The organism is Dyadobacter sp. CY323 (assembly GCF_021390245.1).
Taxonomy (GTDB): Bacteria; Bacteroidota; Bacteroidia; order Cytophagales; family Spirosomataceae; genus Dyadobacter.
The window spans coordinates 24,849-50,013 of sequence record NZ_JAJUXH010000003.1 but is presented as its reverse complement, the minus strand read 5'-3'; the positions used below and the strand labels follow the sequence as shown (position 1 = coordinate 50,013).

Sequence of the window (25,165 nt, the reverse complement as noted above, 5' to 3'; positions counted from 1 at the left end):
ATTAAGCCATTTCCATTTTGCCGGAATTGCGCTTGCGATCGTTTTCTTCCAGATAAATCTTGCGCATACGCATGCTTTGCGGCGTAACTTCAAGATATTCATCTTTCTGAATGTATTCCATCGATTCTTCCAGAGAGAAATTGATTTTCGGAGCGATCCTCAAACCGTCATCCGTACCTGAAGCACGCATGTTGGTCAATTTTTTCGCTTCCTGAAGGTTTACCACGATATCGTTCGGGCGGTTGTGCTCGCCGATAACTTGTCCACCGTAAATTTCATCGCCCGGCTCCACGAAGAAACGACCTCGATCCTGCAATTTATCGATTGTATAACCTGTCGCAGGTCCTGTATTTTTCGAGATAATCGAACCACTGATACGTCCAGGAATTGGTCCGCGGAATGTACCGAATTCTTTAAATCGGTGGGTCATTACCGCTTCACCTTGTGTCGAAGTCAATACATTCGAACGTAGACCGATCAAACCTCTTGACGGGATCAGGAATTCAAGGTGTTGCAAATCTCCTTTTGGCTCCATCACTAGCAATTCACCTTTACGCTGAGTCGCTAATTCGATTACTTTACCAGCTGTTGATTCAGGTACATCTACCACCAATGTTTCAATTGGTTCAAGACGTTCGCCTTTTTCATCTTCTTTGAAAAGTACCTGTGGCTGACCCAACTGCAATTCGTAACCTTCACGACGCATGGTTTCGATCAATACCGACAAGTGAAGGATACCACGTCCGAAAACGAGGAATTTATCTTCTGTATCCGTTGCTTCAACGCGCAATGCAAGGTTTTTCTCGGTTTCTTTCATCAAACGGTCACGTAAGTGGCGTGATGTTACAAACTTGCCTTCTTTACCGAAGAATGGAGAGTTATTAATGGTGAACAACATATTCATGGTTGGTTCATCCACGGCAATACGAGCGATTGGTTCCGGGTTTTCAAGATCAGCAAGAGTATCACCGATTTCGAAGTCTTCGATACCCGTTACAGCACAAATATCTCCGGCGGTAACTTCGGCCACTTTCACACGTCCAAGACCTTCAAAAGTCTGAAGTTCTTTTACTTTCACTTTTTTGATCACACCGTCCGCTTTGCAAAGTGACAATGTGGATCCTTCTTTAATAGTACCTCTTTTTACACGACCGATGGCGATGCGGCCAACGAATGCATTGTAGTCAAGAGAAGTGATCTGCATTTGAAGAGTACCTTCGTCAATCACCGGTGCCGGGATCGATGCGATGATGGTATCAAGCAAAAAGGTAATATTATCCGTTGGGTGTTGCCAATCCGGCCCCATCCAGCCTTGTTTTGATGAACCATAAACGGTCGTGAAGTCAAGCTGATCTTCGGTTGCGCCCAGGTTGAACATCAAATCAAAAACGCTTTCCTGAACTTCTTCGGGGCGGCAGTTTTCTTTATCTACTTTATTAACAACTACAATTGGTTTTAAACCCAAATCGATGGCTTTTCCAAGTACAAAACGGGTTTGTGGCATCGGGCCTTCAAATGCATCGACCAGCAACAATACGCCATCTGCCATTTTAAGTACGCGTTCCACTTCACCACCAAAGTCTGCGTGACCCGGAGTATCAATTACATTGATTTTGAAGTCTTTGTAACGAACAGATACGTTTTTGGAAGTAATGGTAATTCCACGTTCACGTTCCAGATCGTTGTTATCAAGTATCAAATCGTCGAATTCCTGATTTTCCCGAAAAAGCTTTGAAGCGTGGATGATTTTGTCAACCAAGGTAGTTTTACCGTGGTCAACGTGTGCAATAATTGCGATGTTGCGAATGGCTTGCATTGTTCTTTTAGATGAATTGTTGACGATTCAATTAACCTGTAACAGATTGTTTAACAGAACCGTTGTGTTTGTTTGACTGAAGTTTCGTCAAATAAGGTGCAAATGTACGGACTTTTACCTGAATAACAGTAATTTACAATTAAATTATTGTTAATAGCTGAAAAAGAGCCTTTAAACTGAGAGAAGTGCAAAAAGTGAAGAAATATATCAGAATGATTCTATTTCCGTTTTCGACATTTTGTAAAGGTTATCCGGGTCAAAGTCGACGCCATTGTCCCATGATAACGTCCCGTAGGAATCCAACTTTACTTTTCGGAAATAATTTGTGTCGGCAAGTCTGCTAACTAATCCATCCTGTATTTTGCTGTATTTTTCGATAATCGGACGTAAATCCACAGTTCTGGTTTCACCCGTATTAAACAGGCACGAAACCTTGAAATCCTGGACAGCCACAATTTTTTTGATGTAATACAGCATCTTATAGTTATTTCAGACATGTAGTGTGCGGTTTAAAATTCAAATATACATTGTAAACCCCCCATTTTGCAATCGCCCCATCCTTTGCTTTCTTTGTAAGAATTGACATATACTAAAACTTCAAAATGAACAAGAATTTAATAGGTGGATTGTTGCTTTTTCTTGCAGTATCTGCCTTTGCGCAGGATGATGCCGCTAAATACGGAGGCAGCATTTCGCCTGCGGACCTAAAAAAGCATTTGGTAATCATCGCCGCTGATAGTCTGGAAGGAAGAGACACCGGCTCGCCTGGTCAGAAAAAAGCGGCTGAGTACGTATCGAAATATTTCAAAGAATACGGACTACAACCAGCTGCCACTGAAAAGGATGGCTCCAAAAGCTTTTTGCAAAAATATAATTTGTACAAACGCAGCTGGGGGGAAGTGTATGTAAAGGCTGGCAACAAAACGTATGAATTTAACAAGGATTTTTATCTCAATGGGTTGTTGACGATCCCCGAAGAAATCACTTCTTCTGTCGTTACTGCCGGCTATGGTATTGAGGATAAAGAATATAGCGATTACGCGAACCTGGATTTGAAAGGAAAATCTGTACTTATTTACGAGGGTGAACCGAAAGCAGCCGATGGCAAATACTGGCTCAGTGGCAGTCAGGAGAAGACAAAATGGAGTGCTACGGTTGGCTGGCAGACTAAAGTAAAGCTAGCACACGAGAAGGGTGCAAAATATGTATTCATCGTTACCGACAAGACCGGCGAGGACCGTGACAAAGAAATCCGTCAGCGTGCGGTGATGAGCAGACGATTTAATGCTCCGACCCTGAAACCGGTTCAGGAGAATCCGCAGAATATTGCCGCATTTGTTATTTCTCCGGAAATAGCGGCCCAGATACTGAATACTTCGGCACAAAAACTGCTGAAAAGTAAATCTGAGATTGATAAATCGGGAAAACCTTCGTCTAAAAAAATAAACGGTGAAGTTTCTTTAAAAGCGCAACGGGTGAGCGAAACAATTGAAACGGAGAATGTGGCGGCTTTCATGGAAGGATCTGACAAAAAGGAAGAAGTATTGGTAATCAGCGCGCATTTGGACCACATTGGTATTTCTCCAAATGGTGAGATCAATAATGGCGCCGATGACGATGGTTCTGGAACGGTGTCGCTGCTGGAAATTGCCGAGGCATTCAGCAAAGCAAAGGCAGATGGGAAAGGCCCGCGCAGAAGTATTCTATTTCTCAATGTGACGGGAGAAGAAAAAGGCTTGTTCGGTTCGGAATTTTATTCTGAAAATCCTTTGTATCCTCTAAAAAATACGATCGCCAATCTAAATATTGACATGATCGGCCGGGTGGACGAGGCGCATAAAAATGATCACAAATATGTATATCTGATTGGTTCTGACAAGCTTTCATCTAAACTGCATGAGATCAGTGAGGAAGCGAACAAGAAATACATCAATTACAAACTCGACTATACATTTAATGATCCGAAAGACCCGAACCGGTTTTATTACCGTTCTGATCACTACAATTTCGCCAAGGTAGGAATACCGGTCATTTTCTATTTTACGGGTGTGCATGAAGATTATCACCGTCCCGGGGATGACGTGGAAAAGATCCTGTTTGATAAACAATCAGAAATCGTAAAGCTGGTTTTTTATACAGCCTGGGATCTTGTAAATCGGGAAGAACGAATCGTAGTAGATAGTCACAAAGAATAAGAGCGGGTATGCGAAAAGTGTGGTGGGTTAGCTTGTTGAGTCTTGTTGTTGGTGCGGGTTGGGCGCAGGTACCTACCGAAAATTCGTTGCTTTGGGAAATTAAGGCGCCCGGTGATGCCAGGCCGTCTTATCTTTTTGGTACGATCCATTTGATCTGTCCGGCTGACTTTGTTTTGAGTGATTCGCTCAAAGCGTCCATTGCCAAAACGGAGCAGGTTGCTCTGGAGATTGATATGGACGATCCGGGGATGATGGCGACCATGATGCAAACCATGAATATGAAAGGCGATAATGGGTTGTCCAAGCTCATTTCTCCGGACGAATATGCCAGACTCAACAAGTTTTATAAAGACTCGGTTGGGATGGGTTTAGAAATGTTCGAAAAAGCCAAACCTTTTGTTTTAATGGGGCCGCTTTTTAATGCGGTGTTATCCTGTCAGCCGCAATCGTACGAAATGTCGCTCATTGAGCTTGCAAAAAGGCAGAAATCAGAAGTAATCGGCATTGAAACGCTGCAAGAACAAATGGCGATTTTCGATTCAATTCCATATACAGATCAGGTGAAGATGATCCTCACGATGATAGACAGTCTGCCAAAAGCGAGAAAAGAATTCAAAGATCTTGTTTCTCTATATAAGTCTCAAAAAATCAATGACTTATATAGCCTCACGATGAAAAGCGAGTTTGGGATGGATGGTAATGAGGAGATAATGCTGTTTGACCGGAACAAAAAATGGATCTCGCGCATTCAGAAAATCATGAGCACAAAACCTACTTTTTTCGGTGTCGGCGCCGCGCATTTGGGAGGAGAGAAAGGGGTAATTGCGCTGCTGAGGCAAGAGGGTTACCAGGTTAGGGCAGTACAATAGCCTGGTTCCCAGACTTTGCTCTGTAAAGGTTATACCTGAAAAGAATAACGTCACGATTCGCGCTAGCGAATATTGCCAGGGTATGCTCGTCTTTCAAACCAAGCTTGTCTCCAATGGAATTCCTCAGATTCAAAATGGTTCGTCGTTTGAGGTTTAAAGCATTCATAATCTCACTGTTGGTAAAATCATTAACGATCAAAACCAGGATTTTCCATTCGCGGGGTTTTAAACATGAAAAACCATCGATAACAGCATTAGAATGGAAGGAAGGGAATTTTGTTAAATGCATTATAGCGTGTTTGTGTTGAAATAAAGCGATTGCTTTTTGACACGCTGAGTAGTTGTAAATGCAAATATATGCGACTATCTGTAAATCTAATTAATCATAAAATTAAAAAACGGAAATCCATTTAGTGAGCCACTCTGGCTTGAAAAACAGGACCAGGACGGTCAATACAAGAAATCCTGCGATCATTTTGCCCCTCATACTTGCATTGGTTTTGAAATCTGATTTTTGCGAATTCCTGAAAAACAACAAATACGGCAGCTTAAGATAATAGGCCAGGGAAATGGCGGCATTGAGGATTCCACCTACCAGAAGCCACAACATCCAGGGGAATTGCTGCTCGCGGTAACTTTCCCAGAGTGCCGAGAAAATCAGAAGTTTGGAGGTGAACCCTGCCGTTGGGGGAAGTCCGGCAAGTGCGATCATGATGATCGTTAAAATACCAGATATCCATATAAAATGCCGGCCAAGACCCTCATAATCAGATAATTTTGTTTCGGAATCTGGCTGTAATAAATCGATCAGAAAGAAGGCAGCCAAGTTGATAACGGCATAAACCGAAGTGTAAAAAACGGTTGCTTCGAACCCAAACCGGCTGTAAGCAGCAATCCCGACGAGCAAGTAGCCTGCCTGCGCGATGGACGAGTAGGCGAGGAGACGCCGCGCATTGCTCTGGAAAAGCGCTGCCACATTTCCGACCGTCATGCTTATTAACGCAATACCTCCTAAAACGGGGAAATATTGAGCTGGTAAAATGCCCGCAAAACGCATTAAAACCAGAATAACGGCTGCTTTTGGCGCAACGGAAAGAAAAGAGACCAAAGGTGTAGGAGCAGCTTCATAAACATCCGGCGTCCACACATGAAATGGCACCAGCGACAGTTTGAAAAGCAGTCCGGCGAGTGTCAGTACAATGGTAACCGTTACCACGAGATCAGGATTGCCAGTCAATCCGGTTGTCATGGCATCATTTGTAATATCCATGGTCCCAGTGAGACCATAAATAAAGGAAATACCGTAAAGCATTACTGCTGAGCTCGCTGCGCCGAACAAAAGATATTTAATCCCACCTTCTGCAGCTTTTCGATTCGGAGACAATGCGACGAGCAAGTAGGAGCTAATGGAAATGAGTTCGAGGGAAAGGTAAATCGACAACAAATGCGTGGACATACTCAACAGGTTCATCCCTGCCACTGCGGCGATCAGCAATGCATTATATTCGGGCGGGAAGTCGTATTTGAGAACGCGTACGTGGATTAATGTGAATATCCAGCAGACTGTGATTAATAGTTTAAAGTAAACGGCCTGGCGATCCAGGAAAAGAAGCGGGTGAAAGCGGAATGAAGGTTCTGCGTTCCATTGTCCCAAAAGAAGAAATAGTGTTAGTATGCTACCGACAAGCGCTATATTGTTGAGATATGCAGAGACTTTTTGTTTCTCGAACCGGTTTATGAAAATCAATTCTGCAAAAAGGAAAATACAGAAAAGAACCGCCAGGAATATTTCAGGGACGATTCCTGCAAGACTTTGACGTATATGTACTAGCTGTTCGCTGATATCCAATGGAACGGGTATAATTTTTTTGGCAAAAGTAAAGAAAGATGGCAGGGAAACTAAACGCTGCGGTTTCCAGACTTCGAACTTATCAAATTAACCAACTTAAATCATGAAATATTTACGAAGATTTTTTTTGCTGTCACCGTTACTGATCGCTCATTTTGCAATGTCACAGCAGGATTCGACCGGTTTGGCGGGTACACCTTATAAAGAGGCGTCTGCTTCAACCGATGGTTCGCATTATCTTTTCAAAGAATGGTATTCCGGAAGTGTGCGGACCAGCGATGATAAAGTGCACGACGGCGTTAAAATAAGATACGATTTGGCAAAAGATGAAGTGGAATACAAAGCCGATTCTGCCATTTACAGGGTTTCAGCAAATGTTACTGAGTTCAACCTTCCTACCGGAACGGACCTTTATACATTCAAAAGTGGTTACCCGGCAGTTGGGGAGTATTCGGATAAAACTTTTTACCGATTACTTTATGATGGCAATACGAAGCTGCTAAAAAAATATACAAAGCCCATTAAAGTGGAAAAAGCGAGCGCAACGATGACCATGGACCCGACCGCAAAACTTTACATTTTGAAAGATAATAAAATGAACCCGGTTCAACTGAGTAACCGGAACAGCTTCATGAAACTAATGACGGATGAAAAGAACAAGCTGAACTACGTCATCCGAGAACAGCAGCTGGACTTTGCCGCCGAAGATGATCTGATCAAATTAATGGAAGAATACGATTCTTATAAAGCCGGTCGGGGAGGAAACTAGATTTCTATTTCTCTACAATCCAGCGATTTACACTATTATACTTCGCTTCGAGCACGATTTTGAAAAAGCCGGAAGGATATTTACTGATATCGATTTCGGCTTTTTCATTTGCCACATTTATTTCATCGGCCAAATGGTAAATGTCTTTTCCGCCTTTTGCAAAATGATTAGTCGTAGTCAGCCAGATCTTCACGTTTCCTTCCTGGTTTAATGCTTTCCAGGAAACCAGAATTTTGCCGGATTCTTTCTTTAAAACCGGATCAGATATGGAGATTTTTCCTGTAAATGCGACACCATCCACTTCAAACTGCTGTTCTTTCGGAATGTGAATATCCATATGCCTCGCCACAGTCGGCATAATGTCAACAATGCCCGGATTTGATTTAAAAACCGGGTTCAAACCTTTTGCATTCGTCACAATCCATGTACCGCGCTCACGGTCTGATTGTCCACCGTGGCCTTTTCCGGTTTTACTATCGCGGCCGTGATCAGTGGTGACAACCATCAGCCAATCTTCATTAAATGTCTTTTCACGGTATGAAATTGCTTTCCAAAGTCGGCCCATTTGATCGTCCATCATCTGAATTGCTTGGTGAAATTGCTCGCTATCGCCATATCGGTGGCCCAGATCATCGGTATATTCGAGATAAACCCACGACATATCCGGCGCATTGTCGTGAATGTAAGCAGCCGCCTCGTCCACTACTTTTTCGTCGATCTTATGAATGTAGAGAGCTTGTTTATCGTGTGGAAAATGTATGGTATCAAGCTCAAATCCATCAAACGAATAGTCGAGCTGCAGCTTATTTGTTTCTGCTAAACCCTCGCCAACAAGTTTCGTGCGGTTATCCAGCCAGGTCGAGAATACAGCCGTTTTCTTTTGCGGATATTGCGTTTCCATAAACCGGAAAAGCGTCCAGTAATGATAGTTTGGATCTTTAATGTCGTTGTCCCAGACATTATGCTTGTTCACCCAGGTGCCGGTGAGCAAACTATTATAGCCAACCGCGGAAATGGTTGGGGTTTGAGAGTATGTATCTTTTCCGCCGCCGACATGCGCCCGCGTATAGCCGCCCACTTTCGCAATTGCATCCAGATTTGGCGTAGGAATTTTCTCTTTACTGTCGCTTGAAATGCCATCGACGATCACAAAAAGCACTTTTTTCGTTTTTTGTTGGGCAAATGCATTTGATCCGAAAAATAGAAAAAGAAAGAAAGTGAATGTAGCTGGGGAAAATGCTTTCATAACCTGAATTCAAAGGGGGCATAAAAAAGAAAATGCTCCCAAAATAACGGCAATTTTACCGGATTTGGGAGCATTGTAACACTATGAAATTATTAAGGATTTGTCTCCGGAGTTATTACCTCTGATCCTTCTTTTTTCTTTTTGCCAAAAACATAAACCAATCCGAAATGGCTTTTCAGCACACCGCTGTCAAACTTGTCTTTTACGTAGGGATTGAGTTCGAGGGCAAGTTGGATGTTGCGGTTTTTGGGTAATGGGGAAATCCGTGCGCCTACATTGATGGAGTAGCCGTCAATGGTGATCAAATCTGCATCCGCATCAGAAATGCGGTATAATGGATTCAAACGTAAACCGCCGCCCAGATACCATTGAACTACCTCGCCTCTCTTTAAATTGATCATCGGAAGCAGATCGACGCTCAGACTGCTGAATAAAGAATTGGTCTGAAAACGGGTATCGAGCCAAATGGCTTTTCTGGAATTGGTACTGATCGACAACAAGCTGCTCCACGGATAGTAACCCACCGACGCCTGCGCTTTCAGCGTTTCAAAACTGCAAACCAGTAAGAAAACAAAAACAAGTAAGATTTTTTTCATTACTAGCGACGTATGGCTTTTCCCAGTTTGCCAGCTGCCTGCATGGTATTCATTTTCTTCATCATCCGGCGCATTTCGTCAAATTGCTTGATGAGGTTGTTAACCTGCAAGATAGACGTTCCGCTACCTGCCGCAATGCGTTTTTTGCGGCTTCCATCGATCATATCCGGATTTTCGCGTTCCTTTTTAGTCATCGACTGAATGATCGCCTCAATGGGTTTGAACGATTCATTGCTGATATCCAGATCCTTCATCGCACTACCCATTCCCGGGATCATACCGATCAGGTCTTTCACATTACCCATTTTCTTAATCTGCTGAAGCTGGCCGAGGAAGTCGTCAAAATCGAATTTGTTCTGACGCATTTTTGCATTAATGCGTTTTGCTTCGTCCTCGTCAAATGCCTGCTGTGCGCGTTCAACCAAAGAAATAACGTCACCCATTCCGAGGATCCTGCTCGCCATACGATCCGGGTAGAACGAATCCAGGGCTTCCATTTTTTCACCGGTACTGATGTATTTGATCGGTTTATCAACAATCTGACGAATGGATAACGCAGCTCCACCGCGTGCGTCACCGTCCAGTTTCGTTAATACAACTCCGTCAAAATCAAGTCTTTCGTTGAATGTCTTGGCTGTGTTCACCGCATCCTGCCCGGTCATCGAATCGACTACGAAAAGGATTTCGGAAGGTTTTACAGAAGATTTGATATCCTCCACTTCTTTCATCATCACCTCGTCCACCGCCAAACGGCCGGCGGTATCGACAATGACAATTTTCTTGCCTGTTTTCCGGGCGTGTGCTACGGCATTGGAAGCTATGTTGACGGCATTTTTATTTTCTGGTTCTGAGTAAACTTCCACGCCTACCTGCTCGCCGAGCACTTTCAGCTGGTCGATCGCTGCAGGACGGTACACGTCGCAGGCTACCAGAAGTACTTGTCTGCCTTGTTTTTTAAGAAGCGTGGCAAGTTTTCCAGAGAAAGTGGTTTTACCGGAACCCTGCAGACCTGCGATCAGGATCACAGCCGGGTCACCCTTTATGTTAATTCCCTCGGCCTGGCCGCCCATGAGCTCAGTCAGCTCTTCCTGGACGATTTTGACGAACATTTGTCCCGGCTCGACCGAGATCAATATCTTTCTGTCCAGTGCCTTTTCGCGAATGCGATCGGTAATGTCTTTGGCTATTTTGAAGTTTACATCGGCGTCGACCAATGCTTTGCGGACTTCCTTGGTAGTAGCGGCTACATTTATATCTGATATCCTATCCTTGCCTTTTAGTGTGCGGAAGGCGTTATTAAGCTTGTCCTGTAAGTTCTCGAACATGGAATAATAAGTATGAGTCTGAGTCTGAATTGAAATAAGTCACAAAGGTATAAATAAAAAAAGGAGTACAGGAATGTGAATCCTGTACTCCTGCAATATTTTAAGTAGGTAAATCGGCAAGTCAGCGACTATTTTTCGCCTTTAAATTTCTTGCTGATCCAGCGGAACATTTTCTTTTCTTTTTCCCAGAAAAATGAAAACTGGCCGAGGAGAAAACCGTAAAACAAAAGTAAACCCTGGTAAGTAGGGAAGATAAAAAGAATGTAGGTGATCGTTTTCTGCCACATCGGAGTAGCGTCATCGTAACCCAGTAAATGGAAGAAGCTTTTCCTCAAAAACACAACCGACGAACCTGCCAGACTAAATACCGCCAGTACCAGAAGTACCTGCATGGTCGTTTCCAGGCCCCATTTTTGTTGCATTTTACCCAACCAGGGCTGCGCATTTTTCTCTCCGCCTTGCATATATATCCTTCTGATTGATTCTCTAAATTTCCACAAAGAAACAACGCACATCCCAATTTTCCTTGATTTTAATCAATGTTTAATTATGACATTAGTCAGTGGTTTTTACGAAGGTTAAAAGTGCATGGTTCCGTCCTCTAACAGTAATTTTCCTATATTTGGCCTTTAAACAATATGGGGCTGCTTGCTCCGTTTAAGATCAAAGTTGTTTTTACACCGAATTGACCTCAATTACATTAGCTTAACCATTCACTTTTTATCTTTCATATGATGCTTCTGCAAGCACTTACTGACTCTACTATGGCAGCGCCCGTTGCCGATCAGGGGCTTTCCGTTATAGATCTTCTTGCCAAAGGGGGTTGGGTAATGTTACCACTCGGACTTCTTTTACTGTCGACACTTTTTTTAATCATCGAGCGGTTTCTGGGAATTGGTGCGAATGCGAAGATCGAGCCGCAGTTTGTCGATAATGTGAAAGATTTTATTCAGCAGGGAAATCTTAAATCTGCTGAATCTTCATGCAGAAATCAGCGCAATGCAGCCGGCAGGATTCTGGAACGTGCGATTGGACGAATTGGTTACCCGATCAAAGACATTGAGACTACCATTGAAAATGCGAGTCAGATCGAGATACAGCGGATGGAAGGGAATTTACCTTATCTCGGAGTTATCGCAGGTATCGCGCCAATGCTCGGTTTTGTGGGTACGATCTCTGGGATTATCCGGATTTTCTACGATATCTCTATTTCTAATGACTTCAATATCAGCACCATTGCGGGTGGTATGTATGAAAAAATGATCACTTCCGGTTCCGGTTTGATTATTGGTCTGATTGCTTACGCAGGCTATCACTTGCTGAATATGAAAATCGACCGTTTTGCATTGAGACTGCAAATGGCGGCGTCGGATTTTCTGGATGTACTACAAAAGCCGGTTGCTGCTAAGTAAAATTTAAAAATATGAAAATACGTCGCAAGGCCCGGTTCGCTCCGGAGGTGTTTACGCACTCTCTGAACGACATCATGTTCTTCCTTCTGCTGTTTTTCCTGATCATTTCTACGATGTCCAATCCGAATGTGATCAAGCTGATGTTACCGAAAGCGTCGGCCACGCAGCAGATGTACAAAAAGCAGATCACACTTTCCATTGACGAAAACAAAGGTTACTTCATTGATAAAGAACCGGTTCCATTCGATCGTCTGGAAGCTGAGTTACAAGGTCTTTTTGCCAATGTGGAGGAAAAAACAATTGTATTGAGAGTGGATAAAAATCTAGCAGTTCAGGATCTGGTAGATGTACTGGAACTGGGAGCGAAGAATGACATTAAAATGGTAATGGCTACCGCCAAATAGAAAAATTTAAAGTACTAGTTCCAAGCAGCCCGGAAAACATGTTCCGGGCTGCTTTTTTGTTTTAGGATTGAGTTTCTGCACTCAGATAGATCTTCTCAACAATTTCCTGCAAAACAGCTCCCTGATCTGCATTACAGATATTACTTGGTTTCCCGGCGCATAAGTCAAGAAATGCGGCGGTGTTTTTCAACTGGATATCCGGCTCTTCCAAATGCGGAAAGCTCATATCGGTAAGTTCTCCGGCAAACTCTGTATACAATGTAAATGGGTTCAGCAGCGCGCCAGCTTTCGTTCCGAAGATTTCAAGATTGACGTTCTTTTGCATTTTGGTATTTAATGCAAAAGACGATGATAATGCAATGCTGGAATTATCAGGAAACGAAAGATGCGCAAAACAGCTATCCTCAACCTCAAATTTTTCCGGATCCCATTCTCCCATTAAACCTTTGCCACCTGCTTTTCCAATGTAATCATAGGTATTGGCGACGATTCGGTCAGGCATTTGATAATCCATAATACTTAATGCAAGATCGAGGATATGCACGCCGAGGTCAATCAGTGCGCCGCCACCCTGAATGGATTTATTTGTAAAATTCCCCCAGCCCGGAATCCCACGTCTCCGCAGAAAGTTTGCTTTAATGTGATAAACCCTACCTAACTGTCCGGTTTCTAGGCATTTGCGCAGGAGTTGGTATTCGTCTGTCTGGCGCAGTTGGAAATTGTAGGCCAGAACTTTGCCTTTGGATTTTGCCAACTCAGCCATTTCTCTGGCCTGCGCGCCGCTCATCGCAGGTGGTTTTTCACATAAAACATGGCAATCGTGTTCAAGTGCCTGAATTGTGAAAGGGTAGTGGAGGTTGTTGGCGGTGCAGTTGACGATGATGTCGGGTTTGCATTCGCTGGAATACATTTCAAGCGCATCGTCAAATGCAAACGGAATTCCGTGTTTGTCGGCAAGTACTCTCGCTTTATTCTTGTCGCGACTACAAATGGCCACAACTTCGACCTGATCAGATAATGCTTTTAATGCCGGAATATGATTTTGATCGGCAATGTGGCCGCCGCCGATAATGGCAGCTTTGAGAAGTGACATCCAAATACAATTAAATAATGTTTCGAAGTTGAAAATATCGAAACATTATTTAACTAACACAAACGCATTAACCGAACGTGCATGCGTTTTATCAGGGTTTTTGGTATTTCATTACTGTTCTGTATTTGGGAAAGACAGCGTTGGTTGGCCTGGTTACAAAGCCAGGAGTAGCGATCTTGTATGGGCTGTACCGGTAATTGGTAGAGTAAGTACGCGCGGTATCACTTTTTGCAGCTTTTGGAACCTCCTCAATGGCCGAGAAATCAAAGACTTTATTAAAACGTTTTCCCAAATCATCCATCGTGAATAGATTTTCGGATTTTTGAACATTCAGATAACCCTGTTGTTTCTTCGATTTTGCTTCTTCAAGATCAAAGTTGATCTCGATCGCCTGGCTCGACCTGATCGGTTTGCCGTTTTGAATGGCCGGTTCCCATTTTGGCATTTTCTTTACCAATCGGATCGACTCTCCATCGAGTCCAAAACCCACGCTTTTTATGATCACCACATCTCCCAGTGTTCCATCTACATCCACCGTAAACTGAACAAGTACAACACCCTGAACATTAGCTTTTAATGCGGCGTCCGGATACTTGATGTTTTCACGCAAATAGCCGAGCATTGCCTCGTGCCCACCCGGGAATTGCGGTTTTTGCTCCGTTACCTTGTAGGCTGCCGAAGTGGTTTCCGTCACGTTTCCTGCATGATAGTTGGTAAATTTCTCTCCCGGTTTTGGTCTTGTAAGTTCTCCACCCGAAATGACTTCTGTGTTTTTATGAAGCGTAATGCCGTACGTTGTTTTATTTTTTTCGATGAATATTTCAGCCGATTTGAAATTCACATGACTTACTACGAGTTTCCCATCCGCCGGGACTTCCTTCAACTCGAATTTCCCTTCTTTATCAGTTGCAAATCCTCTTGTTGAGCCCGCGAGTATAACAATCGCGTCTGCTACATACCGGCCGTTTTCGTCGATGATCGTTCCGTGAATGTCGATAGTTTCATTTTGAACTGGTTTTGGATCATTATCAGCCAACGCCGGCCTACTTTGTTTTTGGGCTGTTGCAGTCGCTGGAACTTGCTCGGCGATGCGCTCCCGTGCAGCAGTAAGGAAAACGGCCAGTGCTGTAATTGGCAGAATTAATAAGTACTTACCAAGTGCCCGGCGCGGCGTGCGATTCTTGTAAATCATATGGATCCGGCTTTTAAGCAATGAAGAATTGAAAAAATGATTGGCCACCATGGATCTTGGAACATTCAAAGCGTAAGAAACAAGAAACCTGGCGTAAGATTCGCGATCAGAGACATTTTGGTCGGCCAGAAATTCGTGAACGGCCTGCATCGCATTCTTGTAGAGCCAGATTACCGGATTAATCCAGAAAATAACCTTGAAAGATTCAACCAAAATAATATCCAGACTGTGCAGCTGCCGGACGTGAACGTATTCATGCCGGAGAATTACGTCTGGATTGTGCTCATAGTCGTCCCTTGAAACAATGAGCCATTTGAAAAAAGAGAAAGAGCCGGCGAAGCTGTTTCCGGGTTGTTTTTTGTCAAGTAAGATCAAGGTGTATTCGCCGGTTTCAAAACTTTCACCCCGTTTTACAACCGTAAACATCTTATAAAATGAAGCCACTAGTCTGCCAAACATAATCGCCGCACCAATCGCGTAACAGATCAGAATGATCGTCACCCAATCAATTCCCTGATCCTGCAATGGGAGAGAAACCGTCGCAGGTTGTGTAGCGGGAATCGCATTTGCTTCTTCCGCAATTTCGGGACGATACGTTTCCGTGAAAGTAATGGATGGAAGTATCAAAGCCAGGATCAGCGAGCCCAAAAGATAAAACCGGTTCCATACAAAAAAGGTATGATTGCGAAAAAGCAGCCAGTAAGCAAGGTAAAAAACGGTTAGAAATACATTGATTTTTACAAGATAGAGGAGCGTTTCCATGATCTATTTTTTTGTGGTGATCACAACAACACCGTCCCGACCTTCTTCTCCGTAGGCTGAAACCGCGCTTTGATTTTTGAGTACGCTAATCGCTTGAATATCATTAGGGTTAATGTCTTTGAACGCCGCCTCACCCCGTTTTTCCTGTGTAACACCATCCAAAATAACTAGCGGTAACGAGCCAATATTTGCATTGCCTTTGATTGTCACCTTCGCGAGGCCAGCGTCAGCGTTGGTGAATCCAAGATCGGACCGGAACGCGGTGACCACTGTGCCTTGATTCTCGACGGATGCAGGTTTGGAGTTTGCCGCCAGTTTGCCACCCTTCGTCTGAATTTCCACCACACCGTATTTGGCTTTCTCACCGTAAGTCGTTGAGGCGAGTTTATCTTTTAAAACATTGACACTCTTTATCGTATTCGGATCCAGCTTTTCAACCTGGGCAGCGTTCATTGTTTTTCCGTCCACAATCATCAATGGCTCTTTTGCAGGATCTGTTTTCAATTTCAATGCGGATTTTTTCGAATCTGTATCTTCTAATTGAAAATTGATCGGCAAGTTGTACTTCACATTTACAGGAATTCCGTTTTGACGTCCGGGTTGCCATTTAGGAAACATTTTCAACACACGCACAGCTTCGTCATCACAGCCATAACCAATGCCTTTCAGCACCTCCACCTCAGAAATATTGCCATCATCGGTTACGATAAACGAAAGGAATACCCTACCCGAAATGTTTGCTTTCACGGCCGCCGAAGGATATCTGATCTTAGTTGCCATAAACTTGTACATTTCCTGCGTGCCGCCCGGAAACTCTGGCTGTTCCTCAACAACGGAAAAAACCTTGTCACCTCTCATTTCCACCACTTCAACTGTTTTCGCGTCTTTTTCCGATTCTGTTATTGCCGAATCTTCTTTTTGCTCACAACCCGCAACAACGAGCGCGACGGTTCCGATTAATGTCAATGCAATGGCGTAGGTGCCCAGCATCCATTTCGATGTTCTGTTCTTGTAAATCATCTTGATCCGGCTTTTAATTTGAGATGGTTTGAAAAAATGATTGGTAAGAGAGGCTACGGGTGCATTTAATGCATATGCTACTAGAAAACGGGCATATTTCTCGCGATTCGGCGCTTGCTCGTCAGCCAGAAATTCGTGCACTTCCTGGAAAGACCTTTTGTAAAGCAGCAAAAATGGATTAAACCAGAATACCACTTTGAGAATCTCAATGAAGAGAATATCCAGACTATGCAGCTGCTGGGTATGCACCATTTCGTGGCGGAGAATGGCGTCGAAATGATTCTCATAATCACTCCGGTTGATCACGATCCATTTAAGAAATGAAAATGAGCCAATTTTATCCGAATCAATTAAAACCACCTTGCAGTCGTCCAGGTCTATGATTTCACCCGCGTTCAAAAAGTTTTTGAGCTCAATACTGTGCCGGATTAATCGCATTGCCGCCACTAAAAAGCCAGCTCCATAGAGCAGCCAGACAATCTGTGTCCAGGTAATAAACGGTTGTTCGACAGTTTCCTCGGCAGCCAATGTAAATGCTTCCGCGGAGATCTCGTATTGCACCAGGACCGGTGCCGTTTCAGGATAGATAACAAATGGCAATGCAAATGCAACCATCAGAGAGCCAAGCAGATAAAGCCGGTTCCATTTGAAAAACGTATGATTACGCAACATGAGCCAGTAGCAGGCATAAAGCATAATCCAGTACAAATTGACCTTGCCGATATAGATGAAAGTGTCCATGGCTAATCGATTTTATTGTTCGTTTTTGTGGTCATTGATCAGTCGCATAATCTCGTCCAGATCTTTGGTTTTGAGGTCATTATCTTTCACGAAAAAAGAAACCAGATTGGAGAGCGAATTATCGAAGTAATTGACCATCAATTGTTTCATCTCGTGACGTTTGTATTCTTCCTCGGTGATCAATGGAAAGTACTCATGCGTTTTTCCGTAAGCAGTATAGCCCACCACTTCCTTCTTTTCCAAGATGCGGACGATTGTGGAAACCGTATTATAAGCCGGCTTAGGCTCGGGCATTTCGGCCAGAATATCTTTTACAAATGCTTTTTTGAGTTGCCAGAGAATCCTCATGATCTCTTCTTCTGCTCTTGTAAGCGTGCGAATGTCCATATTCAATTGTGTTCTGTTAGAGATTTCGAAATCCAGTAAATCAAAGTTAAGACTATTTATTTAGTTTCAAAACTATTTTATTAGTTATTGCTTAAATGACAATGGATGATCCGTTATATCTAAATTTGAGTAATTGGTTTGCTGGGGGAAATGGCAGCTATTTGTGTGGGAAATGATATATTTGCGCTTCAAAATCACGCACAAATTATGAAAGACTATAACCATAAGAAGGCAGCTCAGTTAATCAACTATTTTGCCGCCTACAATCAGGGTGCTATCAATAAAATGAAAGCATTCAAATTAATTTGGTTGGTTAACAGGCTACATCTCAGGAGATACGCCCGAACTGTGACCGGCGACACTCATTACGCGATGGAATGGGGCGCGGTTCCATCCAATACCAAAAATTTTGTTGAAGGGAAAGTTGATCCCCAGTCGATCGAAAAGCAATATTTTGATCAATACCTGAGTTTGAGCGGGCATATGATCATTTCTGTCCAGGAAGTGAATGCAAAAGTTTTTTCAGAAACTGACCTGGAAATTGCAGATGAGATATTGAAAAATTATAACGGGTTAGACCAGTTTGAGCTAGCCAATTACTCCCATTATTTTCCGGAATGGAAACGATTTCAGGAAAAAATTGAAAGATCAGGTTCCAGCTATAAAATGGATATCAATGATTTTTTCGAAAACTACATTGATGATAAAGGCTTATTCAACGACGATAAAGAAGATTTGGAAATAGCAAAGGAGCTATTTTTCGAAACTGCAAACGCTTAGTAGCCGGATAAAATGACGGCAGAAGAATTAAGACGCGCTTTCATCTCGGGAAACATCCTTTATATATCAGACCCGCAAATCGCCAACGGTATTCCGCATTATCACATTTTCATCAAGAAAATCGATGGTGGTTATTTGACGACCGTTTGCTGCACTTCTCAGTTTGAGAAAAATCTAAAGCACATTACCCGGGTTCGCGAAAGTCTGGATACATTGGTTAGTATTGATCATGAAACATCGGATAATGGGTTGCATGACTTTACATATGTCAATTGTAATGGTTATTTCGCTTACACAGAGGCTGAATTGTTGTCATTAAATGCCAAGCGAAATATTCCCTTTTGCGGAGCAGTGACAGTATTTGAATTTCAGAAAATTATAAAGGGATTTCTGGTGAGCAGGCGGGTTGACGAGGAGTTTAAGGATGAAGTGAGGATGCTTTTGGTTGATTAATCTTGATGATCTTAGGATATCAACGAGTTTTGTAAGTAGCTAGCAGTTTGGACTGTAAATTGTATTAAACGGCAAACCCCCTTATCTTCGGGAGCTGATGCATCTCAGCAATAACCAAGTTATCAAAAAGAATAAGAAAATATTTGTCGGATATTAGACAAATAACTTTATTTGAGAAATGAAGGAATTCGAGACAGTACCTGAGGCTTTTGACTGGTGGATCAAGAACCTTTATCCGTCACTTAGTCCCGATTTAAAGAAGGGCAAAGCCGTTAGAGCATGGAAAGACTATACCTATAAGCAGGGAATATCTGAAAAACGCATGAGAGAAATTTTGATAGAGTTTGGTCACTTTAAGATACAAACGTCTATCGCCTACGAGCCTTAATGGCTTTTTTATTTATTAAATTTTTGTCGGAAAATAGACAATTTATATAAAAGAGAAAACCCGGAACTACGTCAACCAACAACGAAACCCGGGTCGGTTAAATCAATTTAACAATCAAACCTTCAAAAATCAATGAACACACTTTCAGAGTCAACAAACAATGGTGGAAAAATGAATTTTAATAGTCGGGAGTGGGCGTTGGCCAATCAGTCCCGCATTGTCGAACAGTTTTTCAAAACCGACGGCGTAGGTGAAATGATCGGATCACTTCAGGATGGTTGAGGATTTCCTGTTTACTCCAAATCTAAGAGAAGTTACACCCGAAATGCGGATCCACATCGTAAACCAGCTTCGCGCGACGTTAGTCGCTCAGTTGGGTGAAAATCATGGTAAGCTTAAAAGCATTTGACACAAAAAAGCTCAGTCGCGTTGTTGGCGCGACTGAGCTGCATTTAAAAATTTCGCTCAAAGGATACACTTACGCGAACTCGGAGCCATTGTCTTTCAGGTATTGACCTACATTACAAGTGATTCCGTCCAAAATTTCGACTTCGTTGTGCCAGTCAAGTGTTAGCCATTCCGCATCCGAAGTCGCTACTATTACCTTTTTTGGTTCTGTCAGGAACCAGATTACCTTTTCGGCACCGAAATCCAGGAGTTTTCTGGTTTTCAGATTCATGTAACTGTTTTCGGTGGTGGTTTCCAGATCAATATTCAGATCAATCTCAATACTTATCTTCGGAGGTACCTTCGTATAGTTTTTGTCGATTTTATCAATGGTGAGCACCTGCGAATCAAAGATCAGGATATCGCCAGCCAGGTTATTCCTGCGATCTAAATGCAGGCCGGCCTCATTTGTCGCAATACGATATTTTTGAGGATCTAAGCCAACAAAAAGTAGCCTGAGGAAGTATTCAATGATAAAACACTGCAACGAACTTGAACCCATAATATCGTCTAAGGTCTTTGTTTTGGCCAAAACGTCACGGTAGCCTTTTCGATAATAAGGCCTACCGTCTATTATTTCATGAATCAGAACGTTGGGTATTTTGCTGGAAAAAGCTTTTGGAAAAACCTTTCCTGGATTTGGTGAAGCGATCATAGGAATTAGCTATTTGGCTCGATAATATACTTACGCAAACTCTGAACCCTTATCTTTCAGGTACTTACCTACATTACAAGTAATCCCGTCCAAAACTTCAATTTCGTTGTTCCAATCGTGCAGTTGCCAGTCTGCATCGGAAGTTGCGATCATTACTTTTTTCGATTCAGTAAAAAACCAGATCACTTTTTCCGCTCCGAAATCGAGGAGTTTTTTGGTTTTCAACATAATATAAATGCTTTCGTCTGCATGTTCCGTGACGATATCAACGTCTACTTCCATGCATATTTTTGGAGGTACGGCCGCGTATTTTTTATTGATCTGATTGATTGTAAGTGTTTTGTTATCGAAAATCAACAGATCGCCAGCTACGTTATTTCTCTTATCAAGATGCAGTCCGGCTTCGTTCGCGAGTAAGCTATAAAGTGCCTCGTCCAGCTGCTTTCCGATCGTGACAATCAGGTAGGTAATAATAAAAGCCTGCAAGGAACTTGAACCCATTATGTCCTGAATCGTTTTGGTTTTGGCTAAAACCTCTTTATAACCTTTGCGGTAATAAGGAATGCCATCGATTATTTCATGAACCAGAACGTCAGGTACTCTCTTCGCCGAAACTTTTGGCAAAACATTGCGCGGATTTGGGGAAGCCATCATAGTCGAGTCTTTTTACTTTACCAAATATAACGATTCTTGAATTCAAGAATTATCCAGTTAGCTGCCGGCGTCATTTTTGAACATTTGGTATATAAAAAAAGCAGCGAGGCTGGCCCGCTGCTTTAATCTTAGTCTTATATACTGTTTATTCCACTACACTCAACTTCACAGTATTCGTTTTACGTTGTCTCGAAACTGGCATGCTCAATGTGTTGATAAACACATCTCCTTTTTGCAATTCGCCTTTTTCAACCAGGAATACTTTAATGTCTTCGATCAGATCATCCGTAGAAACTCCCTGATCGCGGTCGTAATAGTACACTTTCGTCCCCCAGTAAAGTGCTAATTGGTTCATAAGCATCTTATTAGAGGTAAAAATCAGCAAATTCGCTTTCGGGCGGTGGTGGGACAAACGGAAAGAAGTATATCCCGAACGTGTAATTCCGATGATGGCAGCCGCCTGCGTATCACGGGCCAATCGGCACGCGCTCATCACTACATTATCATTCAGTTTGTAAATTCCTGATTTATCATTCACCATGGCGTGGTGCTTGAAATAAATGCTATTCGTCTCTGATTCAACCCTTTCAATCGTACGCGTCATGCTTTCAACGGCCAAAAGCGGGTATTTTCCCGAGGCCGTTTCTGCGCTCAACATCACGGCGTCGGCGCCATCCAGTACCGAGTTCGCAACGTCATTCAGCTCGGCACGTGTCGCGCGCGGACTGTCGATCATACTTTCCAGCATTTGAGTGGCAACAATTACCGGCTTGCCGGCTTTGTTGCATTTGTCAACGATCATTTTCTGGATCATTGGCACTTCTTCTGCCGGAAGTTCCACTCCCAGGTCACCGCGGGCAACCATGATCGCATCCGTTACTTCAATGATTTCGTCAATATTAACGATCGCTTCGGGCTTCTCGATTTTCGCGACAACGCGAGCCGTTTTACCTTTATTTGCGATGTATTCTTTCACTTTGGTGATTTCCGCAGCGGTACGCACGAATGAAAGTGCCACCCATTCCACATCATGTTCCAGTCCAAAGTCAAGATCTTCGTAATCTTTAGCGGTAACCGACGGCATGGAAACCTTTGTATTAGGCAGGTTGACACCTTTTTTGGATTTTAGATAACCTCCGTAAATCACCTCGGTCACCACGTCGCTTCCGTCCATTCCGGTTACCAGAACTTCCAGTTTTCCGTCGTCCATTAAAATACGGTCGCCGATCTTCACGTCATTGTACATCCCGTCATATGGTGTACTTACTTTTTCGGCGGTACCAAGAACTTCTGTATTGGAAAGGATCAGTTTTTTGCCTGGTTCGATCAGCACACCATCTTTCTCGGCTACGAGGCCGATCCGGATTTTTGGTCCCTGCAAATCCTGCAAGATTGCCAGATTCAAGCCATATTCTTCGTTAATTTCACGTATGGTGTTCAGTCTCATAAGGTGATCTGCGTGGGTTCCGTGCGAAAAATTCAGACGGAAAACGTTAACACCTGCTTTTGCTAATGCGTATAAAGTTTCTTTTGATTCGGAGGCGGGGCCTACGGTTGCAACAATTCTGGTTTTTTTGGAAGACATAGATGGATTTGCAGTAAGAAATGATTTATAAACTGTCCACGTCGATGACGACCTGGATGCTTCTGATAGTCTTATCGGTTAACAAGTCTATTACTTTTTCCTGTATAAAGGACTTTGCCGCCTTAAAATTAATCTTTTCTCTTTCAAGTTTGATGAGAATGTCGAACAAAAACTGATTTCTTACCCTTTCGACCAATGGAGGCTGCGGTCCCAAAACCCGGCTCGCGCCTAAATTTGCCGTCAAGCTTCCTGCCAATATTTCGGCGGCTCTCTTCGAAACAGCTTCGTCTATGTGTTTGACAGTCACCTTTATAAGTCTCGTAAATGGCGGATAATTGAATTTCTCACGTTCCACAATCTCCGATTCGTACATTCCCTCATAATCATTTTCGACGATCCTGCCGAGAAGTCGCTGAGAAGGATTGGCAGTTTGGATCAACACCTTTCCAGGTTTATCGGCACGTCGTCCTGCCCGGCCGCTCACCTGCGTCAGCATTTGAAAAGCACGCTCAGAAGCCCGGAATTCGGGGAAATGGATGATGCGGTCCGCATCGAAAATGCCCACCACACTTACATTATCGAAGTCCAGACCTTTACTTACCATCTGAGTCCCGACGAGAATATCAATGCCACCAGTCTCAAATTCCTGAATTATCTGCTGGTATGCATTCTTCGCGCGGGTCGTGTCCAGGTCCATTCGTTGCACGCGCGCCTCGGGAAACATTATATGAAGTTCATCCTCAATTTTTTCGGTACCATAACCCATTGTCTTCACTTTTGGTGAACCACAATTCGGGCAGGTTCTGGGCACTTCTTCTTTATGTCCGCAATAATGGCAACGTAACTCCTTCACTTTCATGTGATAAGTAAGGCTCACGTCGCAATTCGGGCATTCCGAAATCCAGCTGCATTCCTCGCATTGCAAATACGGAGAGTAACCACGGCGGTTTTGGAAAAGGATGGTTTGTTCTTTGTGATCTAGATTATGCTGTAATTGTTCGATCAGAACAGAAGAAAACTCGTTTTTCATTTTCTTCTGTTTCTTCTCCTTTTTAGTGTCAATCAGTTCAAAAGTAGGTAATGCCGCATTTCCGAAACGCTGCTTCATTTCCACCAATCCATATCTGCCGCTTTTTGCATGATAATAGCTTTCCAGTGAGGGAGTTGCGGAGCCGAGTAGCGTTTTTCCTTTATGCATGTAAGACATGACCACCGCCACATCGCGCGCATTATATCTGGGCGCCGGATCGTGTTGTTTGTAGGAAGTTTCATGTTCCTCGTCCACAATGATCAATCCGAGATTGTCAAAAGGAAGAAAAATAGCGGACCGTACACCGACGACAAACTGAAATTTTCCGTCTAAAATCCCTTTCCAAACCTCTACACGCTCATTATCCGAAAATTTGGAATGATAAATACCCATTGCATCGCCGAAAACTTTCCGCAGCCGGACTACGATTTGAGTCGTTAATGCAATTTCAGGTAAAAGAAAAAGTACCTGCGAGCCGCCTTCCAGTACTTTTTTTATTAATTCAATATAAACCTCTGTTTTACCGCTACCCGTAATTCCATGAAGTAGTACTACTTCTTTTTCTTTAAAAAGAGCCTCAATCTGACTGGAAGCTTCTTTTTGAGATTCGGTCAATGTAATGTTCGCCATATTTCCCGCGGGAAGATCATCAAACCGGGAAACAAAAATTTCGAATTGCTCGAAGATGCCTTTTTTGATCAATGTGTTTAAAGATGCACTCGAAATAGAATCATCCTGGCCGAAAATCGTTTTATCCAATCCTTTCTGGTTGAGGTGGGGATTGTTATAGACTGGAATGTAACTTAAATACTTCAACAGGATTTCCTGTTGTTTCTGGTTTTTTTCGAGCAATACTGCCAGCTTGGAGAGTGCCTCATTGGTAATGTAAGATGCTGTTAACCTTATCTTTTTCAGCACTTTGGGTTTGTATCTTTCTTTTACTTCCTCAAATAGAATGACCGCCCGTTTGCCGACCAACGATTTGATGATTTTGGTAATATTCGATTTTTGCAACAAACGCTCGACTTCCTCGTACGACAAGGTTTGCTGCCGCCTGATTTCATCTATGACGATCCGCTCCTCGTCCGTGAGAATATCATCATATTCAAATTCAGGATTAACCTGTATTCTCGACTGACTAGAAATTTTGAGTCCGGCCGGCAATGCCACATTCATAACTTCACCAATGTTGCACAGGTAATATTCTGATACCCAACTGAAAAGTTCAAGTTGATGCAATGTTACAATCGGCTGATCGTCAAGTAATTCTAGAATGTACTTCGCCTGATATTTGACGGGTGGCGTGGAATGTACTTTGGCAACTACTGCAGTAATCACCCGTTTTTGTCCAAACTGAACAATTACCCGTGCGCCAACTTTAATGGCACCGCTCATCTCCCTAGGCACCCGATATGTAAACAACGCAGGTACCGGGACCGGCAAAATCAGGTCGGCAAATAATGTGATTTCTTCCTCGAAAAGTGAGGTCATTGAATT

At 43.1% G+C, this 25,165-nt stretch carries 25 protein-coding genes; 9 read left to right on the top strand and 16 right to left on the bottom strand.

The window, feature by feature from the left end; all coding sequences use genetic code 11:
* Nucleotide 1: 1 nt before the first annotated feature.
* Together typA and LZG72_RS06355 are read right to left on the bottom strand one after the other, a co-directional pair.
* Nucleotides 2-1,816, bottom strand: a complete 1,815-nt coding sequence (typA, locus tag LZG72_RS06360; protein WP_233869017.1) for a translational GTPase TypA — start codon at nucleotides 1,814-1,816, stop codon at nucleotides 2-4.
* A gap of 207 nt (nucleotides 1,817-2,023) precedes the next feature.
* Nucleotides 2,024-2,293 (bottom strand): DUF2442 domain-containing protein, encoded by a 270-nt coding sequence (locus LZG72_RS06355; protein WP_233869014.1) that lies wholly within the window; start codon nucleotides 2,291-2,293, stop codon nucleotides 2,024-2,026.
* A 125-nt stretch (nucleotides 2,294-2,418) separates the two neighbouring features.
* On the opposite strand from LZG72_RS06355, the gene LZG72_RS06350 reads away from it, so the two are divergent.
* Both LZG72_RS06350 and LZG72_RS06345 read left to right on the top strand, forming a co-directional pair.
* A complete protein-coding gene (locus LZG72_RS06350) occupies nucleotides 2,419-4,011 on the top strand; it encodes a M28 family peptidase (protein WP_233869011.1) in 1,593 nt (530 codons plus the stop codon).
* An 8-nt stretch (nucleotides 4,012-4,019) separates the two neighbouring features.
* The gene (locus LZG72_RS06345) at nucleotides 4,020-4,880 is read left to right on the top strand and encodes a TraB/GumN family protein (protein ID WP_233869007.1); all 861 of its coding nucleotides are present in this window, start codon (nucleotides 4,020-4,022) and stop codon (nucleotides 4,878-4,880) included.
* On the opposite strand, the gene LZG72_RS06340 is transcribed toward LZG72_RS06345, so the two are convergent.
* Both LZG72_RS06340 and LZG72_RS06335 read right to left on the bottom strand, forming a co-directional pair.
* Nucleotides 4,864-5,169 carry a LuxR C-terminal-related transcriptional regulator gene (locus tag LZG72_RS06340; protein ID WP_233869004.1) on the bottom strand — a complete coding sequence of 102 codons (306 nt, stop codon included), beginning with the start codon at nucleotides 5,167-5,169 and terminating at the stop codon, nucleotides 4,864-4,866. The two genes, LZG72_RS06345 and LZG72_RS06340, sit on opposite strands and share 17 nt — an antisense overlap.
* A gap of 102 nt (nucleotides 5,170-5,271) precedes the next feature.
* On the bottom strand, nucleotides 5,272-6,729 hold the full coding sequence (locus LZG72_RS06335) for an NADH-quinone oxidoreductase subunit N (protein WP_233869000.1): 1,458 nt from the start codon (nucleotides 6,727-6,729) through the stop codon (nucleotides 5,272-5,274).
* Between the two features lie 103 nt (nucleotides 6,730-6,832).
* Between LZG72_RS06335 and LZG72_RS06330 the strand changes: the two genes are divergently transcribed.
* Complete coding sequence (locus LZG72_RS06330) at nucleotides 6,833-7,498, top strand: hypothetical protein (protein ID WP_233868996.1); 666 nt, start codon at nucleotides 6,833-6,835, stop codon at nucleotides 7,496-7,498.
* 4 nt (nucleotides 7,499-7,502) lie between these two features.
* On the opposite strand, the gene LZG72_RS06325 is transcribed toward LZG72_RS06330, so the two are convergent.
* The 4 genes from LZG72_RS06325 to LZG72_RS06310 all read right to left on the bottom strand — a co-directional run bounded on the left by LZG72_RS06325 (nucleotide 7,503) and on the right by LZG72_RS06310 (nucleotide 11,129).
* Nucleotides 7,503-8,744, bottom strand: coding sequence for an alkaline phosphatase family protein (locus LZG72_RS06325; RefSeq protein WP_233868993.1), 1,242 nt, complete (start codon nucleotides 8,742-8,744; stop codon nucleotides 7,503-7,505).
* A gap of 92 nt (nucleotides 8,745-8,836) precedes the next feature.
* Complete coding sequence (locus tag LZG72_RS06320) at nucleotides 8,837-9,340, bottom strand: hypothetical protein (protein ID WP_233868990.1); 504 nt, start codon at nucleotides 9,338-9,340, stop codon at nucleotides 8,837-8,839.
* A 2-nt stretch (nucleotides 9,341-9,342) separates the two neighbouring features.
* Nucleotides 9,343-10,665, bottom strand: coding sequence for a signal recognition particle protein (ffh, locus tag LZG72_RS06315; protein ID WP_233868987.1), 1,323 nt, complete (start codon nucleotides 10,663-10,665; stop codon nucleotides 9,343-9,345).
* 128 nt (nucleotides 10,666-10,793) lie between these two features.
* Complete coding sequence (locus LZG72_RS06310) at nucleotides 10,794-11,129, bottom strand: DUF6787 family protein (protein WP_233868984.1); 336 nt, start codon at nucleotides 11,127-11,129, stop codon at nucleotides 10,794-10,796.
* A 267-nt stretch (nucleotides 11,130-11,396) separates the two neighbouring features.
* Here LZG72_RS06310 and LZG72_RS06305 point away from each other — a divergent pair, with 267 nt between their 5' ends.
* Both LZG72_RS06305 and LZG72_RS06300 read left to right on the top strand, forming a co-directional pair.
* Entirely contained in the window at nucleotides 11,397-12,077 is a 681-nt protein-coding gene (locus tag LZG72_RS06305) for a MotA/TolQ/ExbB proton channel family protein (RefSeq protein WP_233868981.1), read from the top strand.
* An 11-nt stretch (nucleotides 12,078-12,088) separates the two neighbouring features.
* Entirely contained in the window at nucleotides 12,089-12,481 is a 393-nt protein-coding gene (locus LZG72_RS06300; RefSeq protein ID WP_233868979.1) for a biopolymer transporter ExbD, read from the top strand.
* A 61-nt stretch (nucleotides 12,482-12,542) separates the two neighbouring features.
* Here LZG72_RS06300 and LZG72_RS06295 read toward each other — a convergent pair whose 3' ends face one another.
* The 4 genes from LZG72_RS06295 to LZG72_RS06280 form a co-directional block, all read right to left on the bottom strand.
* Entirely contained in the window at nucleotides 12,543-13,574 is a 1,032-nt protein-coding gene (locus LZG72_RS06295) for a Gfo/Idh/MocA family protein (RefSeq protein ID WP_233868977.1), read from the bottom strand.
* A 91-nt stretch (nucleotides 13,575-13,665) separates the two neighbouring features.
* Nucleotides 13,666-15,528: a TonB family protein gene (locus LZG72_RS06290; RefSeq protein ID WP_233868975.1), complete on the bottom strand. Its 1,863-nt coding sequence runs from the start codon at nucleotides 15,526-15,528 to the stop codon at nucleotides 13,666-13,668.
* A gap of 3 nt (nucleotides 15,529-15,531) precedes the next feature.
* Nucleotides 15,532-17,289 (bottom strand): M56 family metallopeptidase, encoded by a 1,758-nt coding sequence (locus LZG72_RS06285; RefSeq protein WP_233868973.1) that lies wholly within the window; start codon nucleotides 17,287-17,289, stop codon nucleotides 15,532-15,534.
* A gap of 12 nt (nucleotides 17,290-17,301) precedes the next feature.
* Nucleotides 17,302-17,676, bottom strand: coding sequence for a BlaI/MecI/CopY family transcriptional regulator (locus LZG72_RS06280; protein WP_233868971.1), 375 nt, complete (start codon nucleotides 17,674-17,676; stop codon nucleotides 17,302-17,304).
* Nucleotides 17,677-17,883: 207 nt separating this feature from the next.
* Here LZG72_RS06280 and LZG72_RS06275 point away from each other — a divergent pair, with 207 nt between their 5' ends.
* The 4 genes from LZG72_RS06275 to LZG72_RS06260 all read left to right on the top strand — a co-directional run bounded on the left by LZG72_RS06275 (nucleotide 17,884) and on the right by LZG72_RS06260 (nucleotide 19,579).
* Nucleotides 17,884-18,456 carry a Panacea domain-containing protein gene (locus tag LZG72_RS06275; protein WP_233868970.1) on the top strand — a complete coding sequence of 191 codons (573 nt, stop codon included), beginning with the start codon at nucleotides 17,884-17,886 and terminating at the stop codon, nucleotides 18,454-18,456.
* 12 nt (nucleotides 18,457-18,468) lie between these two features.
* Entirely contained in the window at nucleotides 18,469-18,909 is a 441-nt protein-coding gene (locus tag LZG72_RS06270) for a hypothetical protein (RefSeq protein WP_233868969.1), read from the top strand.
* 178 nt (nucleotides 18,910-19,087) lie between these two features.
* On the top strand, nucleotides 19,088-19,297 hold the full coding sequence (locus LZG72_RS06265) for a hypothetical protein (RefSeq protein ID WP_233868968.1): 210 nt from the start codon (nucleotides 19,088-19,090) through the stop codon (nucleotides 19,295-19,297).
* 132 nt (nucleotides 19,298-19,429) lie between these two features.
* Nucleotides 19,430-19,579: a hypothetical protein gene (locus tag LZG72_RS06260; RefSeq protein ID WP_233868967.1), complete on the top strand. Its 150-nt coding sequence runs from the start codon at nucleotides 19,430-19,432 to the stop codon at nucleotides 19,577-19,579.
* Between the two features lie 196 nt (nucleotides 19,580-19,775).
* Here the strand turns inward: LZG72_RS06260 and LZG72_RS06255 are convergent, their stop codons facing one another.
* The 4 genes from LZG72_RS06255 to priA all read right to left on the bottom strand — a co-directional run bounded on the left by LZG72_RS06255 (nucleotide 19,776) and on the right by priA (nucleotide 25,159).
* On the bottom strand, nucleotides 19,776-20,399 hold the full coding sequence (locus LZG72_RS06255) for a Uma2 family endonuclease (protein WP_233868965.1): 624 nt from the start codon (nucleotides 20,397-20,399) through the stop codon (nucleotides 19,776-19,778).
* 30 nt (nucleotides 20,400-20,429) lie between these two features.
* Nucleotides 20,430-21,053 (bottom strand): Uma2 family endonuclease, encoded by a 624-nt coding sequence (locus LZG72_RS06250; RefSeq protein WP_233868963.1) that lies wholly within the window; start codon nucleotides 21,051-21,053, stop codon nucleotides 20,430-20,432.
* Between the two features lie 145 nt (nucleotides 21,054-21,198).
* Nucleotides 21,199-22,638 (bottom strand): pyruvate kinase, encoded by a 1,440-nt coding sequence (pyk, locus tag LZG72_RS06245; RefSeq protein WP_233868961.1) that lies wholly within the window; start codon nucleotides 22,636-22,638, stop codon nucleotides 21,199-21,201.
* Nucleotides 22,639-22,663: 25 nt separating this feature from the next.
* The gene (gene priA / locus LZG72_RS06240; RefSeq protein ID WP_233868959.1) at nucleotides 22,664-25,159 is read right to left on the bottom strand and encodes a primosomal protein N'; all 2,496 of its coding nucleotides are present in this window, start codon (nucleotides 25,157-25,159) and stop codon (nucleotides 22,664-22,666) included.
* Nucleotides 25,160-25,165: the final 6 nt, after the last annotated feature.